General features: G+C 55.6%; 13 protein-coding genes and 1 tRNA gene. 3 read left to right on the forward strand and 11 right to left on the reverse strand.

The window, feature by feature from the left end:
• Positions 1-743: 743 nt before the first annotated feature.
• From BEI65_RS04040 to BEI65_RS04060, 5 genes are all read right to left on the reverse strand, one after another.
• The gene (locus tag BEI65_RS04040; protein ID WP_099062234.1) at positions 744-1880 is read right to left on the reverse strand and encodes an HlyD family secretion protein; all 1137 of its coding nucleotides are present in this window, start codon (positions 1878-1880) and stop codon (positions 744-746) included.
• A 5-nt stretch (positions 1881-1885) separates the two neighbouring features.
• Positions 1886-2209, reverse strand: a complete 324-nt coding sequence (locus BEI65_RS04045; protein WP_099062235.1) for a DUF3302 domain-containing protein — start codon at positions 2207-2209, stop codon at positions 1886-1888.
• Positions 2210-2395: 186 nt separating this feature from the next.
• A tRNA-Sec gene (locus BEI65_RS26690) sits at positions 2396-2490 on the reverse strand.
• A 102-nt stretch (positions 2491-2592) separates the two neighbouring features.
• Positions 2593-3939 (reverse strand): esterase-like activity of phytase family protein, encoded by a 1347-nt coding sequence (locus tag BEI65_RS04055; RefSeq protein ID WP_099062236.1) that lies wholly within the window; start codon positions 3937-3939, stop codon positions 2593-2595.
• Positions 3940-4015: 76 nt separating this feature from the next.
• Positions 4016-5215: a CynX/NimT family MFS transporter gene (locus tag BEI65_RS04060; protein ID WP_099062237.1), complete on the reverse strand. Its 1200-nt coding sequence runs from the start codon at positions 5213-5215 to the stop codon at positions 4016-4018.
• A gap of 126 nt (positions 5216-5341) precedes the next feature.
• On the opposite strand from BEI65_RS04060, the gene BEI65_RS04065 reads away from it, so the two are divergent.
• A complete protein-coding gene (locus BEI65_RS04065) occupies positions 5342-6196 on the forward strand; it encodes a LysR family transcriptional regulator (RefSeq protein ID WP_099062238.1) in 855 nt (284 codons plus the stop codon).
• 5 nt (positions 6197-6201) lie between these two features.
• Here BEI65_RS04065 and BEI65_RS04070 read toward each other — a convergent pair whose 3' ends face one another.
• From BEI65_RS04070 to xylF, 6 genes are all read right to left on the reverse strand, one after another.
• Complete coding sequence (locus tag BEI65_RS04070) at positions 6202-6642, reverse strand: DNA-binding protein (RefSeq protein WP_099062239.1); 441 nt, start codon at positions 6640-6642, stop codon at positions 6202-6204.
• Positions 6593-7255: a nucleotidyltransferase domain-containing protein gene (locus tag BEI65_RS04075; RefSeq protein WP_232518978.1), complete on the reverse strand. Its 663-nt coding sequence runs from the start codon at positions 7253-7255 to the stop codon at positions 6593-6595. The genes BEI65_RS04070 and BEI65_RS04075 overlap by 50 nt, the downstream gene beginning before the upstream one ends.
• Before the next feature lie 23 nt (positions 7256-7278).
• Entirely contained in the window at positions 7279-8457 is a 1179-nt protein-coding gene (gene xylR, locus BEI65_RS04080) for a D-xylose utilization transcriptional activator XylR (RefSeq protein ID WP_099062240.1), read from the reverse strand.
• A gap of 194 nt (positions 8458-8651) precedes the next feature.
• Entirely contained in the window at positions 8652-9836 is a 1185-nt protein-coding gene (xylH, locus tag BEI65_RS04085) for a xylose ABC transporter permease XylH (RefSeq protein WP_099062241.1), read from the reverse strand.
• Positions 9814-11355 (reverse strand): xylose ABC transporter ATP-binding protein, encoded by a 1542-nt coding sequence (locus BEI65_RS04090; RefSeq protein WP_099062242.1) that lies wholly within the window; start codon positions 11353-11355, stop codon positions 9814-9816. The genes xylH and BEI65_RS04090 overlap by 23 nt, the downstream gene beginning before the upstream one ends.
• Before the next feature lie 29 nt (positions 11356-11384).
• Complete coding sequence (gene xylF / locus BEI65_RS04095; RefSeq protein ID WP_099062243.1) at positions 11385-12380, reverse strand: D-xylose ABC transporter substrate-binding protein; 996 nt, start codon at positions 12378-12380, stop codon at positions 11385-11387.
• Between the two features lie 366 nt (positions 12381-12746).
• Here xylF and xylA point away from each other — a divergent pair, with 366 nt between their 5' ends.
• Both xylA and xylB read left to right on the forward strand, forming a co-directional pair.
• The gene (gene xylA / locus BEI65_RS04100; protein ID WP_099062244.1) at positions 12747-14066 is read left to right on the forward strand and encodes a xylose isomerase; all 1320 of its coding nucleotides are present in this window, start codon (positions 12747-12749) and stop codon (positions 14064-14066) included.
• Positions 14067-14111: 45 nt separating this feature from the next.
• The gene (gene xylB, locus BEI65_RS04105; protein ID WP_099062245.1) at positions 14112-15563 is read left to right on the forward strand and encodes a xylulokinase; all 1452 of its coding nucleotides are present in this window, start codon (positions 14112-14114) and stop codon (positions 15561-15563) included.
• Positions 15564-15579: the final 16 nt, after the last annotated feature.

Raw genomic sequence — 15579 nt, forward strand, 5'->3', positions numbered from 1 at the left:
CCAGGGAAACTTTCCGGTCAGACAGAATAGACAAAAAGTCACTGCTGGCCGGGATCCTCACCTTAACCCTGCTAATTTACTCTTTCAAACTCATCTTTTCCAGGGCCGCAGGCCGTCTACCCGACCTTATTGGGTTGCTTTCTATGCCAGACAACCGACGTCTATTGTCACCGATAACTTCGTTGTTCAGGGGTTAGGGAATGACTGTACGTTGGGCCTGTTTTGTATTTTCCATTTCAATGTTCTATTAATAGAACAACTCTCCACTTAATAATAAAGAATTTAAATTATTCAAAAAATGATATAAAAATATAATACCATCACACTGACAATATAAATTTATTATATATTGAAGTAATCCACGGCGAAGAACATGTAAACTTAAATAATAGACACTTGAATTTACTAATAACAAACTAATGCTTTGTATTTGGCTTGTGGGATTGCATATATACGAGAACCTGTAAATATCTTTCTTAGCGGGGCTAAGGGTAGCACCGCACTGATTAAGGAAAGATCATCATGGCTAAATCCCCTATCGGTACTACAGCCTCTACCGGGCATAAGTGCCCTGAAAGCGGCGTCTGGACAGTTGTAGGTACACCATCAACCACCGCTCCTATTGCTAAAGGCAATACCATGCCCCCCTATAATAACCAGGCTGTCACCTGGCGATTAACGCAATATGCCTAAGTTGTAAGTCACTAAGCCGCCTCCTCAGGAAGCGGCTTTTTTATACTGAGTTAGTGATCCAAATACAGATAGTGCATCCAACTGGTCATTCGTAACAGTACCTTGCGCATTACCGCCACATGGGTAAAGTGATCAGAGTAAACTGCCACCTGAGAAAAAATGCCGTCAGGTAATTCGTCAACTTCACTGTTGGGCGCCAGTTCAATCACGGCCAGAACACCATCGCTGCCGGGCGTCATGCTCAGCGATTGCAGCGTTCCCTGCGCCTGATATGAACCACCGGGCACCACCGGAAGAATTCTTATCAATTTTCCTGGGAAGACCTGGCCGGGAAACGCATTAAACACCACTTCGGCCTCATCACCGGCTTTCAGACGCAGCAACGAGTTTTGTCGGAACTGCGCGATAATCTGGCGTTTTTGCTCAGGAATAAACACCATGACCGGGCGCAATGGCAACGCCGCGGCATAGGTACCTGGGCGGATCAGCACCTGGGTGATGTAACCGTTGCTTGGGGCACGGATCACCGTTTGATCAAGATTATATTTGGCCTCGGCTAACTGCGCCCTGAGGCTCACGATTTGAGATTGCTCCCCGTTAATCACGCTGTCTAACTGACTTTTTATCTGTGCTTGTTCAGCCACCGAGCCTTTTACCAACGCATCTTGTGCCAGATAGTTCTGTCGGGCGTTATCAATATCACTTTCCGAAAATGGATTGACCTTGGCCTGACTGCCCCTGACATAACGTTGGTAGTCTTTATATAACCGATCGCGTTCCGCGCTAACCCGAGAAGTGTTGGCAATAGCTTCATCGAGCTGCCCTTTGAGCACCTGAGTATTATTAATCGCGGTGACCAGGTCGGCCTGAAGTCTATTAACTCTTGCCTGGTAGCGCACAGGGTCTAATTTAAACAGCACTTCACCTTTTTTAATTAATACGTTTTGCTTATCGGTTACTTCGCTAACGATACCTGTCACCTGCGGAGTAATAGGGATAGAGATCACCGCTTTCTGCGCCAGGTAAGTATAGGGGTGGTTGTAATTCATTAGCAGAATTAACGCCCCGATTAAAAACACTCCGCCCAGTGCAGCGGTAGGCACGGTCCATTTATTGACCGGGATTTTGAAAATTTTAAAAATAGACCAGGCAAAAGCGACATACGTCAGGATAATGAGCAGATCCATGGTGGCTACTCCGAAGGCGGCATTTTATTATCACCCAGTTTCAACTCCAGCTCCGCCACACGTTGCTGCAACTGTGCGAACGATGCCTCCTGACCTTGCATACCCCAACCACGCTCGGGGCGGTATAACGTAGCCCATATCCATAAAAACGGCCAGATAACATGCAGAGTAAATAAACTCACCCAGCCCGCGACATGGATAGCATCGGCATGCGGATGGTTACGTGCCTTTGCAATAAGATAGGGGATATCATGAAGAATAATAATCCCATAGAAAATAATAAGGAAAACCAGAATAAGGACACCCAGCGCAAAGTAATTAAGAAACATAACCGCCTCTAATTTACGGATCCAGTGTTCAATGGTAAAGATAGACGCGTTTTTAGCTCTTTGTGCTAAAACTGGTGAAGTTTATTTTCACCAGAAATTTATTATCTGCCATTAGTTAGAATGAAAGCAGTTCTGCACTGATTTTGGGGGATTTATGGAATTTACAGAAACTGTCAGGATGAAATTTGGCGGAAGATCACAGGAGTCGAACCTGCCCAGGACCGCTGGCGGCCCCAACCGGATTTGAAGTCCGGCCGCCCCACCGGGGACGAGGATCTTCCTTCGGGAATCGGAAGCAAGGGGCTGATTATAGCGCAGTTTACCCTTAGCGCTAAGAGGGAAATAGCACGAGCCCCCGGCAATGCGCCGGAGGCTGGCAGGGTTTAAGGCTTCAGCAAGTCCTTCACGTCCAGCAGGATAAACTCGTTGTCATCCGCCACGTTCGGCTGACGACTGGAGGAGAACGGGAAGTTATTATCATTGCCGACAATGATATGGCTACCGTCCACCACATCCACGTTTTCAATGGTAAAGAACGGGAAGGTCAGCACGCCGTTGTTCAGCGGTTTGTGCGCCAGTTTGTTCGGATCCTGAATGTTCATCAGGTCAATATAGGCCAACTTGTCGACCGGTTTACCGACGTTATCGTCGGAGAAAGCAATTTTATATACCCGTTTAAACTTCGCCACCTGATTGAAGCAGTTGTCGGTCGGTGCGCCCGCCGCACAGGCTTTGTCCTGCGTGCCTTCGCCGTTATCACGCTCAATCACCAGCCCGTGGGTGGCGTCGATCATATTGAAATCACCGATGGCGTTCTGATTGTCTTCCAGCACATATTGCCAACTGCGACCGGTCCAGGCCTGCTGCTTCACGTCGAATTCCAGCACCCGCAGGTAGCGTTTGCCGTCGAGGTTCTCAAACTTTTCACCGTCCCACAGTGCGCCCTCCAGCAACGGGTACAGTTTGCTGCCGTCCGGTGACGCCGCCATGCCCTCAAAGCCCTTGGAACGTGCCACCTGGAAGTTCTGTTTGCCGTCCGGCGCGCCCGGCAGGGTCAGCGTCGGGTTATCCGGCGACTTCACTACCTTGCCGTCCACCTTGGTGTCAAACACCGCCAGCACCTTGCCGTTCAGATCGGCCTTGATCAGATAAGGCCCGAACTCGTCACCAATCCACAGGGCATTGTCGGCGAACTGGAAGCTTTCCGGGTCAAAATCGCTGCCGGTCAGGTAACGTTTATCGGTGCTCTCATTGATGATATGGAAGGGCACCTTTTTGTCGGGATCGTGCAGAAACACCGTTTTCAGTGGCGTCACCGTGCCGTTGCCGAAGTCGATTTTGTAGTGATTGAGGTACAGCATGGCGTCCGGCGAATTGGCCTTGCTGCCGAAGCCGTTGTCAGTCAGCACCCAGTAAGTGCCGTCGGGCATATGCTTGATGCCGGAATGGCCCTGCAGCGGCTGGCCGTTGATCGGCAGGCCGATACCGGTCATGCGATCGGCGGATTTGCCCGCCACGCTGCCCAGTTCGGTCACGCGTTTGCCGCTGGTGTATTTACCGCTTTGCTGTAAATCGGCGGGGGCATCCTGTGGGGCTGCAACGTTGGATTTCACCGCCAGTAACGCGTGTCCGGCCAAGGTCGCTGGCACCGGTTGAGCTTCTGCCCACAGGTTACTGCTCAGCGCCATACAGCCGGCCAACAGCGCCAGGCGGGTTTTGGTGATGTGCATGTTTTGGTTCCCTTTTTGTTGTTATTACCCAGAAGTAAAAGCAACGTCACTATAGGGAGCCGCAATGACAGAAATATTATTCGGCGAAGGCCTGCTGGTAGCTGTGCGGGTGGAAGCGCCAGGTGATGGCGATCAGCACCACCACCAGCAGCGCATGGATTTGCCAATCCAGCACAAAACTGCCGCTGTAATCACGCAGCAGACCGGAAATGTACGGCGTGGTACCCGCCAGCAGGAAACCGATGCCCTGCATAAAGGCCACCAGCCGTCCCGCCGCCGCCGGGTGTGGGATATGATCGAGCGCCAGCACCAGGCACAGTGGGAAGGCACCGCCCAGCCCCAGACCCGAGAGCAACACCCACAGCCAGGGTAGCGTCTGCGGCAGATAGATCAGGCCAATGAAACCAACCAACTGCATGGCCAGTGCCAGCAATAACAGCGGGCGACGATCCGCAGAGCGGGCCAGCGCCGGCAACAGCAGTGCTCCCACCACCTGGCCGAAGGTCATCAACGCCAACAGCGATCCGCTGGCCTGCGGCTGCCAGCCGAGCTGCATATAATAGGGTGGCAGCCAGGCGATCAGGCTGGTGTAGCCACCGTTGATCAAACCAAAATAAGCGCCGAGCAACCAGGCACGACGGCTGAACCACAGGCTCGGCCCGCTGGAGGTCCCCGTCGGCGTCAGGCGAGCCAGGCCACGGCTGACCGGCCACCAGGCGATTAACGCCACCAGCGCCGGTACCGCCCACCAGGCCAGGGCACTATGCCAGTCATGGCCGACACTCATCAGCCAAGGGGTAATCGCCGCCCCCAGGCCGCCACCGCCCATCAGTGCCGCCGACCACAGCCCGGCCACCAGCGCCATCTGCTTGAGAAAGTGATGTTTGATAATGCCGGGCATCACCGCCTGGATCACCCCAATCCCCAGCCCCCCCAGTACCGCACTCAGCATTAATTGCGTGCTGCCCGGTGCCAGCTCACGCCAGGCGGCACCCACACCAATCGCCAGCAGGCTCAACACCACGCCAGTGCGTTCGCTGAACAGGCGGTTAATCGCCCCACCCGCCAGCGCCATCAGCCCCATCATCAGTACCGGCAAGGTGGTCAGTAGGGCTGCGCCGCCAAAACTCAGTCCGGTAACCTGCCGCAGCGTCGGTAACAACAGGCCGATCGAGGTCAGCAACGGCCGCATATTCAGGCCAATCAGCACCAGCGCCCACAGCAGGGGGTTGAACCAGCGGCGTAACAAGGAGGGAACAACAAAATGATTTAACACGGTCTATTCCTGAACTTCCGGGATGAAGAGTGCGGAGTCACAGAGTGGCCGCCGCAGCGTTGCCTTACTCTAGGCATCCCCGCTAGTATTGGGAAATTAAATAATAAAATAGCCAACAGTGGGAAAATGAATCGTTATCCGATGTTCAATCCGCAGTTACTGCTCAGCTTCGTCGCGGTGTGTGACAGCAACAGCTTCACCCGCGCCGCAGAACGGGTGTTTCTGTCACAATCTACCGTCAGCCAACAGGTACGCCGGTTGGAGGAGATGCTGGGCAAACCGCTGTTTGAACGGTCTTCCCATCAGGTGTTGCTGACCGAGGAAGGCGTCAAGCTGTTGAGCTATGCGCGACGCATCATCGCGCTGAATGAAGAGGCGCACGATGCCTTGACCGGCATCTGGCGAGACGGTGTACTGCGGCTGGGGATGCCGGAGGATTTCGCCGCGCCCACCACCGAACTGCTGGCGGAGTTCAGCCGCGCAAACCCGCATCTGCGGTTGGATGTCACCAGCGGCCTGAGTGCCGATCTGCACAGCGCCTATGCCCGCGAAGAGCTGGATCTGATCCTGGTTAAGCAGCGTCGCAGCCAGCCACCGCGTGCCGCCAGGCCGGAGCCTCTGCTGTGGCTGGACAGTCTGGCCTTCCCGGCAATCGAACAATCGCCGGTGCCGCTGGCTGTGTTCCCACTCAATGGGTTATACCGCGACTCCCTGTGTCAGGCGCTGGATAACCTCGGCAAACGCTGGCGCATCGGTTACAGCAGCGCCAGTCTGGCCGCGCTTACCGCCGCGTCCGCCGCTGGGCTGGGTGTCACCCTGTTGCCAGCCGGCTGCCGTTTGCCCTGCCACCGGGTACTGGGCATCGCCGAAGGATTACCGCCGATCGACAACATTGAACTGGCGCTGTATTACCGCGACGGTGCCCCCGCAGCCACCCCGGCGCTGGCCGAACGGCTAAAGGCGTTTTGTGGGTTGGTGTGAGAAGGTTATTCCAAAAACTGCGGATGTTTGAGCTGCAGCCAATCGTTAGCCGCCAGCCAAAGTATCTCTGCCTGTTCCAGGCAGGCATGCACCGCCGCATCCGTCACCAAATCACCTGAATAATCAGCGATATTGCGTTGTTTTCGTAAAGCATCCAAACAGATCATTGCTTCACGCGAAATACCCAGGGTCAGCGGCAATGATTGGATCATGAGTTGATGATGACCGGGTTTATGGGTCGAGGTCCGAAAACCCTCTGCCTGCAGGGCTGCATTCGCGATTTGCATGACCGCTTTATACGCCGTGTCAAAACGCGTTTCATTGCTGAGCAGAGTGATACTGGCGTCATGCCGATTACGCGCAGCAGCGGAGAGTAATTTTCTGATTGCGCCTGCGTCAGGTCGTATCGCCTCCAGGCCAAGGCCTATCAAATTGTCTAACGTCATCCTTGCCTCCCAAAATCCCTAGCTGGGGCTTACTCATAATGTCCTGAATAAAGGCGGAGTTTTCCGCCAAAGCCGCCCGCCACTCTGCCGGCGAGTACAGTTTGGGGTTAATTTCCCTGCCCAATTCCTGCTGCAACGGGTAAAACGCGTTAATCACCTCAGAGAAAGACAAGTTGCCGACGATCAGGACGTCTATATCACTGTCAGCCTTGGCCTTACCACTGGCAATCGAACCAAAAATAAAGGCCAGTTCAAGCTCGGCGTTAAGTTCGACCAACGCCTGGCACAAACGCTCGGCCACCCCGGAGGTTTTGCGGAAAATAGCCGCCAGTTCAGGAAAAATCAGGCAATCGGGGTTAGCCCGATAACAGATTTGGTTTCCCTGTTGCTGCCTGAGCAAGATGCCGCTCTGCGCCAGCTTGTTCAACTCTTTATGTAGGGTACCGGCCTGAGTTGCGGTACGGCGCGCAATTTCGCGGACATGAAATGCTTGTTCTGGTTGTGTTAACAACAGACTTAGCACTTTTCGCCGATATTCACTGAATAAGAGATCAAGCAGGGAACCGCACATGATGCTTCTCTTTGTAGCCATATTAGCTACAAATGTAGCCATATTGGCTACATTAAACAAGCAGCCTAATAGCTCACCTCGCCATAACGCTGGCGATAGTCTTTGGGCGTCATGTCATAGCCTTTCTTGAACACCGAATAAAAATACTGCAGCGACGGGTAGCCACACATCTGTGAGATCTCGTTGATGGTCAGTGAGGTAGCCGTCAGCAGGTTACGGGCGCGATCCAACTTTTCCTGATGGATCACATGGTGGATAGTTTCGCCGGTTTCATCCCTGAAGCGTTTTTCCAGATTGGAGCGCGACATGCCGATCGCGTCCAGTACCTGCTCGACCTTGATGCCCTTGCAGGCGTGATGGCGAATGTAATGCATCGCCTGGATCACCGCCGGGTCGCGCAGCGAGCGGAAATCGGTAGAGCGACGTTCAATCACCTTCACCGGCGGCACCAAAATGCGCTGCAGCGGCAGTTCGCGGCGATCGAGCAATTGGTGCAGCAATTTGGCGGCGCGATACCCCATCTGCCGGGTGCCCTGCGCCACCGAAGACAGCGCCACCCGCGACAGGTAGCGCGTCAGCTCTTCATTGTCGATGCCGATCACGCACAGCTTTTCCGGCACCGAGATATCCAGATGCTCACACACCTGCAGCAAATGCCGTGCCCGCGCATCGGTCACCGCGATAATGCCGGTCTGCTGCGGCAGGGTCTGCACCCAGTCTGCCAGCCGGTTCTGTGCGTATTGCCAGTTCTCCGGCGCGGTCGCCATACCCTGATACACCACGCCCTGATACTGCTCCAGCGCCACCCGCTGACGAAAAGCATGCTCACGTTCCTGTGCCCAGCGTTTACCGCCTTCGCTGGGCAAACCGTAGAAGGCAAAACGGTTAATGCCTTTTTCTTTCAGATGAGTAAATGCCGCCTCCACCAGTGCCTGATTGTCGGTGGCAATGTAGTGCACCGGCGGGTAGTCTTCATCGCGATGATAAGAACCACCCACCCCGACGATCGGCACCCTGACGTTATGCAGCAACCGTTCGATTTCACCGTCGTCGAAATCGGCGATCACCCCATCGCCCAGCCAGTCCTTGATGTTGTCGATACGGCAGCGGAAATCCTCTTCGATAAAGATGTCCCAGTCACATTGTGAAGCCTGTAAATACTCGCCGACGCCTTCTACCACCTGGCGGTCGTACACTTTATTGGCGTTGAACAGCAAGGTAATGCGAAAGCGCTTCTCGAACATGGGCATCCCCGGTAACCCCCAGTGACTGTAAGGGGCGAATAAATTCGCCCCGATTAAGGCGGGCGCAGCATGCAGCGCCCCTACAATGTCTGGGGATAGGCGAGTGAGTCGCCTGGCTGCAACCTGAAAGCTACAGGGTATTATCTGCGAGAGCAGCAGGCATCACCTCATAACTGTGAGCTCAGACGCTATTCTTATGCCCGGCGCTTGGTGGCGGAGTCCATCCATACTGCCAGCAGCAAAATAGCGCCCTTGACGATGTACTGCCAGAAGGTCGGCACGTCCAGCATGCTCATGCCGTTATCCAGCGATGCCATGATGAACGCGCCCATCACCGCGCCAGCCACGCTACCGATGCCCCCGGCCAGGCTGGTGCCGCCAATCACACAGGCGGCGATGGCGTCCAGCTCGGCGATATTGCCCGCCGAAGGTGAACCGGCCCCCAGGCGTGAACTGAGGATCAGACCGGCAATGGCCACCATCAAACCGTTGATGGCAAACACCGCCAGCTTGGTGCGTTCGACGTTGACACCCGACAGCCGCGCAGCGTCAATATTGCCGCCGATGGCGTAGATCCGACGGCCAAAGGCGGTGCGGGTGGCCATAAATATCCCCGCCAGCATCAGTGCGGTGAGGATCAGCACCGGCGTCGGCACCCCACGGTAATCGTTGAGTAAATAGATGGCACCGAGTACCAGCAGTGCCAAAATACTTTGCCGGGTGACATCACCGGTCGGTGTGGCCACGGGCAAACCGAGCTGGGCACGCCGACTGCGCCGCCGCCACTGCCAGGCAACAAACAGCATCAGCCCAACCGCACCGATGCCAAAACCCAGACCGTTCGGCAAATAGCTCTGGCCAATTTGCGACATCGCGCCGCTGGTCGGTGCCACGGTAGTACCATTGGTAATGCCGATCAGGATGCCGCGAAAGGCCAACATCCCCGCCAGGGTAACGATAAACGACGGAACCTTGCGATAAGCCACCCACCAACCGTTCCAGGCCCCTAACAGCAGACCGGCCAGCAACGTCACCACGATGGTCAGCGGCAATGGCCAGCCAAGCCAAACGTCGAAAATCGCCGCCGCCCCACCTAACAACCCCATCATTGAACCGACCGACAGATCGATTTCTGCCGACACAATCACGAACACCATACCGACCGCCAGAATGCCGGTGATCGCCGTCTGGCGCAGCAGGTTGGAAATATTACGCGCGCTGAGATAAGCCCCCTCGGTGGTAAAGGTAAAGAACAGCATAATGACGACTATCGCCGCCAACATCACAAACACCTGCAAATTGATGGATTTCAACTTCACTATGGGTTTTTTCTCCACCATTGCCGGCACGATCGCTTCAGACTGCGTGTTTTTCGACATCTGTTTCACTCCTCAATGCGGCTTCCATCACCTGTTCCTGGGTCAGACCCTGGTTGATCAACGACGCCTTGATGCGTCCCTGGTGCATCACCAGGACGCGATCGCTTAACCCCAGCACTTCCGGCAGTTCCGAAGACACCACGATCACCGAAATGCCCTGCTGTACCAGTTGATTGATTAACTTATAGATTTCATGTTTGGCGCCGATGTCGATACCGCGCGTCGGCTCATCCAATATCAGAATTTTCGGCTTCAGCAGCAGGCACTTGGCGAGAATAGCCTTCTGTTGATTACCGCCGCTCAGCCGGGCAATCGCCAGTTCAGGCGAGGAAGTTTTTACCTTAAGCTGTGCCAGCGACTGGCGAATGGTCGCCTGTTCCAGAGCATCATCGATCACCGTCAGCGCACCGCTAAAGTCACTCAGCGCAGCCAACGTCATATTGGCCCCCACGCCCATCACCGGTACGATGCCATCACGCTTGCGGTCTTCCGGCACCATGGCGATGCCATACCGCATTGCCTGGCGGCAATTGTTAATAACGGCCGGTTGCCCATTGAGGGTAATGCTTCCCTGCCACCGGCCAGCGTAGACGCCGAACAGGCACTGCATGGTTTCGGTCCGCCCGGAGCCAACCAACCCGGCCACACCGAGTATTTCACCGCGTCGCAGGCTGAAAGAAACATCGTCCACCCGTCGAACATGGCGATTCACCGGGTGCCAGGCGGTCAGGTTATCCACCTGCAGGATCACCTCACCGATATCATGCTGTTGCTGCGGATACAGCTCGGTTAACTCACGCCCGACCATCATGGCGATAATATCGTCCTCGCTCATTTCCGCCGCCGGGTGCGTGCCGATGTGCTTGCCGTCGCGGATCACGCAGATCAGATCCGAGATCGCCTTCACCTCATTCAGCTTGTGCGAAATGTAAATACAGGCGATACCGTGATCGCGCAGATCCCCAATGATCGCCAGCAGCGTAGCGGTTTCACTTTCGGTCAACGACGCCGTCGGCTCATCCAGCACCAGCAGCCGCACCTGCTTGTTCAGCGCCTTGGCGATCTCCACCAACTGCTGCTGGCCCAACCCCAGTTCGCCGATAGGGGTGTTGGGATCCACCTCCAGCTTGACCTGCGCCAACATCCGTCGGCAGCGCAGGTACATGGCGTCGTAATCCATTACGCCGTATCGACACCATTCATTGCCGAGAAACATGTTTTCCAGCACCGTCATCTGCTTCACCAGCGCCAGCTCCTGATGGATGATGGCGATGCCTTTCTGCTCGGTGTCGCGAATGTTTTTTGCCGCTAATAAATCATCAGAGAAATAAATATCGCCCTGATAACTGCCGTGCGGATATATTCCGCACAGCACTTTCATCAGGGTGGATTTTCCCGAACCATTTTCACCACACAGCGATAATACCTGTCCGGCCTCTAATTTCAGGCTGACATTATCCACCGCCTTGACCACCCCGAATTGCATGGTGATATTTTTCATTTCTAATAGGCTGGGCATTATTCCCTCCGCATTACCGGCTGTCGGAATTAATTAATGTCGGCTTTTTTGTGGAAACCGTCGGCAACAATGGTGCTGTCGATATTCGATTTATCCACCGGAATAGGGGTTAATAACCAGGATGGCACGTCTTTACTGCCGTTATTTAACGTGGCGTTGGCCTTCGGCTGTTCACCCTTGCCCAGTTGCACCGCGATGCCCGCCGCCTCGTCGGCCAGCTTGCTGATCGGCTTATACACCGTCATGGTCTGAGTACCGGCGACAATACGCTTCACCGCCGCCAAATCGGCATCCTGACCGGAGATGGCCACCTTGCCCGCCAGGCCCTGAGCGGCCAGCGCCTGGATCGCACCACCGGCGGTGGCGTCGTTGGAAGCCACTACCGCATCAATCTTGTTATTGTTGGCAGTCAGCGCATTTTCCATGATTTTTAATGCGTTTTCCGGCAACCATCCGTCGACCCACTGATCGCCCACTACCTTGATTTTCCCGCCGTCGATCAGCGGTTGCAGCACCTTCATCTGCCCCTGGCGGAACAGCTTGGCGTTGTTATCCACCGGCGAGCCGCCCATCAGGAAATAATTGCCCTGCGGCACCCGCTGCACCAGGCTTTGCGCCTGCAGCTCACCGACCTTTTCATTATCAAAGGAGATGTAAAAATCGATATCGGCGTTATTAATCATGCGATCGTAAGCCAGCACTTTAATGCCTTCCCGCTTGGCTTCGCTGATCACGTTGCTCAACACCTTGCCGTTGTAGGGAATAATCACCAGCACGTCGACGCCGCGGTTGATCATGTTTTCAATCTGCGCCATCTGGGTTTCTTCATTGCCGTTGGCCGACTGAACAAACACGTCTGCCCCCAGTGACTTGGCTTTACTGACAAAGATATCGCGATCTTTTTGCCAGCGCTCCAGGCGCAGGTCGTCGATCGCCATGCCAATTTTGACTTCTTTGCTGAACGCCGGTTGGCTGGCCAGCGCCAGCAGTGCGCAGACCGAAAGGAACACAGGTTTGAATTTCATCTTATATACCTTTTTTATTTAACGGGTAGGGGCAATAATTGAAACAGACTGGCGATACAACTTAGAGCGGATTGTTATCGGTTATTTAATATTCAGCAATTGCTGATTTTTACCGGCCAATTATGATTTTTGGTTTAATGTTGTTTTTATGATGGCGGTCATGCTTTCAGGCTGAAAAGCAGCAGGTCGACAAATAAAAATGAATTAAGCCTTAAATAAACTGCGGTTAATAACCGATTATGAGATCTGTCGCACATTTAATAATTCTGTGAATTTAAGTGTGAAATAACGTAATTGAGCAACCTGTCGCAAACTCCGAAGATAAAGGCATCCCGTAAACCGGGCATTGCTACCCAGGAGTCGATAATGCAATCTTATTTTGATCAGCTTGAGCAAGTGCGCTACGAAGGCCCCACCAGTAATAACCCGCTGGCCTTTCATCATTACAATCCGGATGAACTGGTGCTCGGCAAGCGTATGGCGGAGCACCTGCGTTTTGCCGCCTGCTACTGGCATACTTTCTGCTGGAACGGCGCGGACATGTTCGGCGTCGGATCTTTCGATCGTCCCTGGCAGCAACCGGGCGATGCGCTGGCGCTGGCCAAACGCAAAGCCGACGTGGCGTTCGAGTTCTTCCACAAGCTGAACGTCCCCTACTACTGCTTCCATGACGTCGACGTTTCGCCGGAAGGCGCTTCGCTGAAAGAGTATCTGCACAACTTTGCGGTCATGACCGACGTACTGGAGGAAAAACAACACGGCAGCGGCGTAAAACTGCTGTGGGGCACCGCCAACTGCTTTACCCACCCGCGTTACGGCGCCGGTGCCGCCACCAACCCGGATCCGGAAGTATTCAGTTGGGCTGCCACTCAGGTGTTTACCGCCATGAATGCCACTCAACGCCTGGGGGGTGAGAACTACGTGCTGTGGGGCGGGCGCGAAGGCTATGAAACCTTGCTGAACACCGACCTGCGCCAGGAGCGTGAGCAAATTGGCCGCTTTATGCAGATGGTGGTGGAGCACAAACATAAAACCGGTTTCCAGGGCACCTTGCTGATTGAGCCCAAACCCCAGGAGCCGACCAAGCATCAATACGACTACGATGTCGCCACCGTTTACGGCTTCCTCAAGCAGTTCGGCCTGGAGAAAGAGATCAAGGTGAATATCGAAGCCAACCACGCCACGCTGGCGGGTCACTCGTTCCACCATGAGATCGCCACCGCCATTGCGCTCGGCATCTTTGGTTCCGTCGATGCCAACCGGGGCGACCCGCAGTTGGGTTGGGACACCGACCAGTTCCCGATCAGCGTAGAAGAGAACGCGCTGGTGATGTTCGAAATTCTCAAGGCCGGGGGCTTTACCACCGGCGGGCTGAACTTTGATGCCAAGGTACGCCGTCAAAGCACCGACAAATACGACCTGTTCTATGGCCATATTGGTGCCATGGACACCATGGCGCTGGCGCTGAAGGTCGCAGCGAAAATGGTGACTGACGGTCAGTTACACCAGCAGGTATCCAAACGCTATGCCGGCTGGAATGGTGAATTGGGCCAGCAAATTTTGCAGGGCAAACTGTCGCTCGAAGCCCTGGCGCAGTACGCTGAAGGACATGCACTGGCGCCACAGCACGTCAGCGGCCGCCAGGAGCAGCTTGAAAACCTGATGAACCGCTACCTGTTCGGCTAACTGACCCCGCGCGGCACTCCGCCGCGCATTTAAGGATCCTTAACCATGTATATCGGCATCGACCTCGGCACGTCCGGCGTAAAAGTCATTTTGCTCAGTGAGCAGGGCCAACTGCTTGCCAGCCACGGTGAGTCGCTGCCCATTTCCCGCCCTCACCCCCTGTGGTCAGAGCAAGCGCCGCAGGACTGGTGGCACGCCACCGATCGCGCGATGCTGGCGCTGGGCAAGCAGCACAGCCTGCAGCAGGTAAAAGCCATCGGTCTCAGCGGCCAGATGCACGGCGCCACGCTGTTGGACGCACGGCAACAGGTGCTACGCCCGGCGATCCTGTGGAACGACGGCAGAAGCGCCGCGCAATGTCTGGCGCTGGAACAGGCGGTACCGCAATCACGGCAAATCACCGGCAACCTGATGATGCCGGGCTTCACCGCCCCTAAGCTGCTGTGGGTACAACAGCATGAGCCCCAGGTGTTTCAGCACATCGATAAAGTGCTATTGCCCAAAGATTATTTGCGCTGGTGCATCACCGGCGACTTCGCCAGCGACATGTCGGACGCCGCCGGCACCGGCTGGCTGAACGTAGCGCAACGCGACTGGAGCGACGAGATGCTGGCCGCCTGCGGCCTGACCCGCCGCCAGATGCCGCAACTGTTCGAGGGCAATCAGGTAACCGGCCAGACCCATACCGAACTGGCCCGCCGCTGGGGTATGTCGCCGGTACCGGTGGTGGCCGGCGGCGGCGATAACGCGGCCGGGGCGATCGGCGTGGGGCTGTATCAGGCCGGGCAGGCGATGCTGTCACTCGGTACCTCGGGGGTGTATTTTGCGGTCAGCGACGGTTTTCTCAGCAACCCGGCCAGCGCGGTGCACAGCTTCTGCCATGCGTTGCCTGACACCTGGCACCTGATGTCGGTGACGCTCAGCGCCGCCTCCTGTCTGGACTGGGTTTGCAAACTGACTAATGTCGAAGACGTCGCCACCCTGCTGCGTAACGTTGAACAGGCCTCCCCGGCGGCGGCTCCGCTGTGGTTTTTGCCCTATCTGTCCGGAGAGCGAACTCCGCATAATAATCCGAACGCCAAGGGGGCATTCTGGGGGCTCACCCATCAACATGGTCCGAACGATCTGGCGCGGGCGGTACTGGAAGGCGTCGGTTTCGCCCTGGCCGACGGAATGGACGTGCTGCACGCCAGCGGCCTGCAGCCCTCCAGCATCACCCTGATTGGCGGCGGCGCACGCAGTCCATTCTGGCGGCAAATGCTGGCGGACATCAGTGGCCAGCGGCTGGAATACCGAACCGGCGGCGACGTCGGTCCGGCGCTGGGGGCCGCGCGGCTGGCGCAGATCGCACTGAACCCGCAGCGCCCACTCGGCGAACTGCTGCCTGAATTACCGCTGGAGCAGGTACATACCCCAGATGCCGAGCGCCACCAACAGTACACTGCGCTACGCAGCACCTTCCGCGAACTCTATACCCGTCTGTTGCCGCTGATGTAAAAACAGGGGTGGGGTA

The organism is Serratia sp. BW106 (genome assembly GCF_002607755.1).
GTDB classification, from domain to species: domain Bacteria; phylum Pseudomonadota; class Gammaproteobacteria; order Enterobacterales; family Enterobacteriaceae; genus Serratia; species Serratia proteamaculans.

Coding starts and splice junctions, on each gene's coding strand:
- BEI65_RS04040 (WP_099062234.1), bottom strand. CDS start 1,880: ATGGATCTGCTCATTATCCTGACGTATGTCGCTTTTGCCTGGTCTATT.
- BEI65_RS04045 (WP_099062235.1), bottom strand. CDS start 2,209: ATGTTTCTTAATTACTTTGCGCTGGGTGTCCTTATTCTGGTTTTCCTT.
- BEI65_RS04055 (WP_099062236.1), bottom strand. CDS start 3,939: ATGCACATCACCAAAACCCGCCTGGCGCTGTTGGCCGGCTGTATGGCG.
- BEI65_RS04065 (WP_099062238.1), top strand. CDS start 5,342: ATGAATCGTTATCCGATGTTCAATCCGCAGTTACTGCTCAGCTTCGTC.
- BEI65_RS04070 (WP_099062239.1), bottom strand. CDS start 6,642: ATGACGTTAGACAATTTGATAGGCCTTGGCCTGGAGGCGATACGACCT.
- BEI65_RS04075 (WP_232518978.1), bottom strand. CDS start 7,255: ATGGCTACATTTGTAGCTAATATGGCTACAAAGAGAAGCATCATGTGC.
- xylR (WP_099062240.1), bottom strand. CDS start 8,457: ATGTTCGAGAAGCGCTTTCGCATTACCTTGCTGTTCAACGCCAATAAA.
- xylH (WP_099062241.1), bottom strand. CDS start 9,836: ATGTCGAAAAACACGCAGTCTGAAGCGATCGTGCCGGCAATGGTGGAG.
- BEI65_RS04090 (WP_099062242.1), bottom strand. CDS start 11,355: ATGCCCAGCCTATTAGAAATGAAAAATATCACCATGCAATTCGGGGTG.
- xylF (WP_099062243.1), bottom strand. CDS start 12,380: ATGAAATTCAAACCTGTGTTCCTTTCGGTCTGCGCACTGCTGGCGCTG.
- xylA (WP_099062244.1), top strand. CDS start 12,747: ATGCAATCTTATTTTGATCAGCTTGAGCAAGTGCGCTACGAAGGCCCC.
- xylB (WP_099062245.1), top strand. CDS start 14,112: ATGTATATCGGCATCGACCTCGGCACGTCCGGCGTAAAAGTCATTTTG.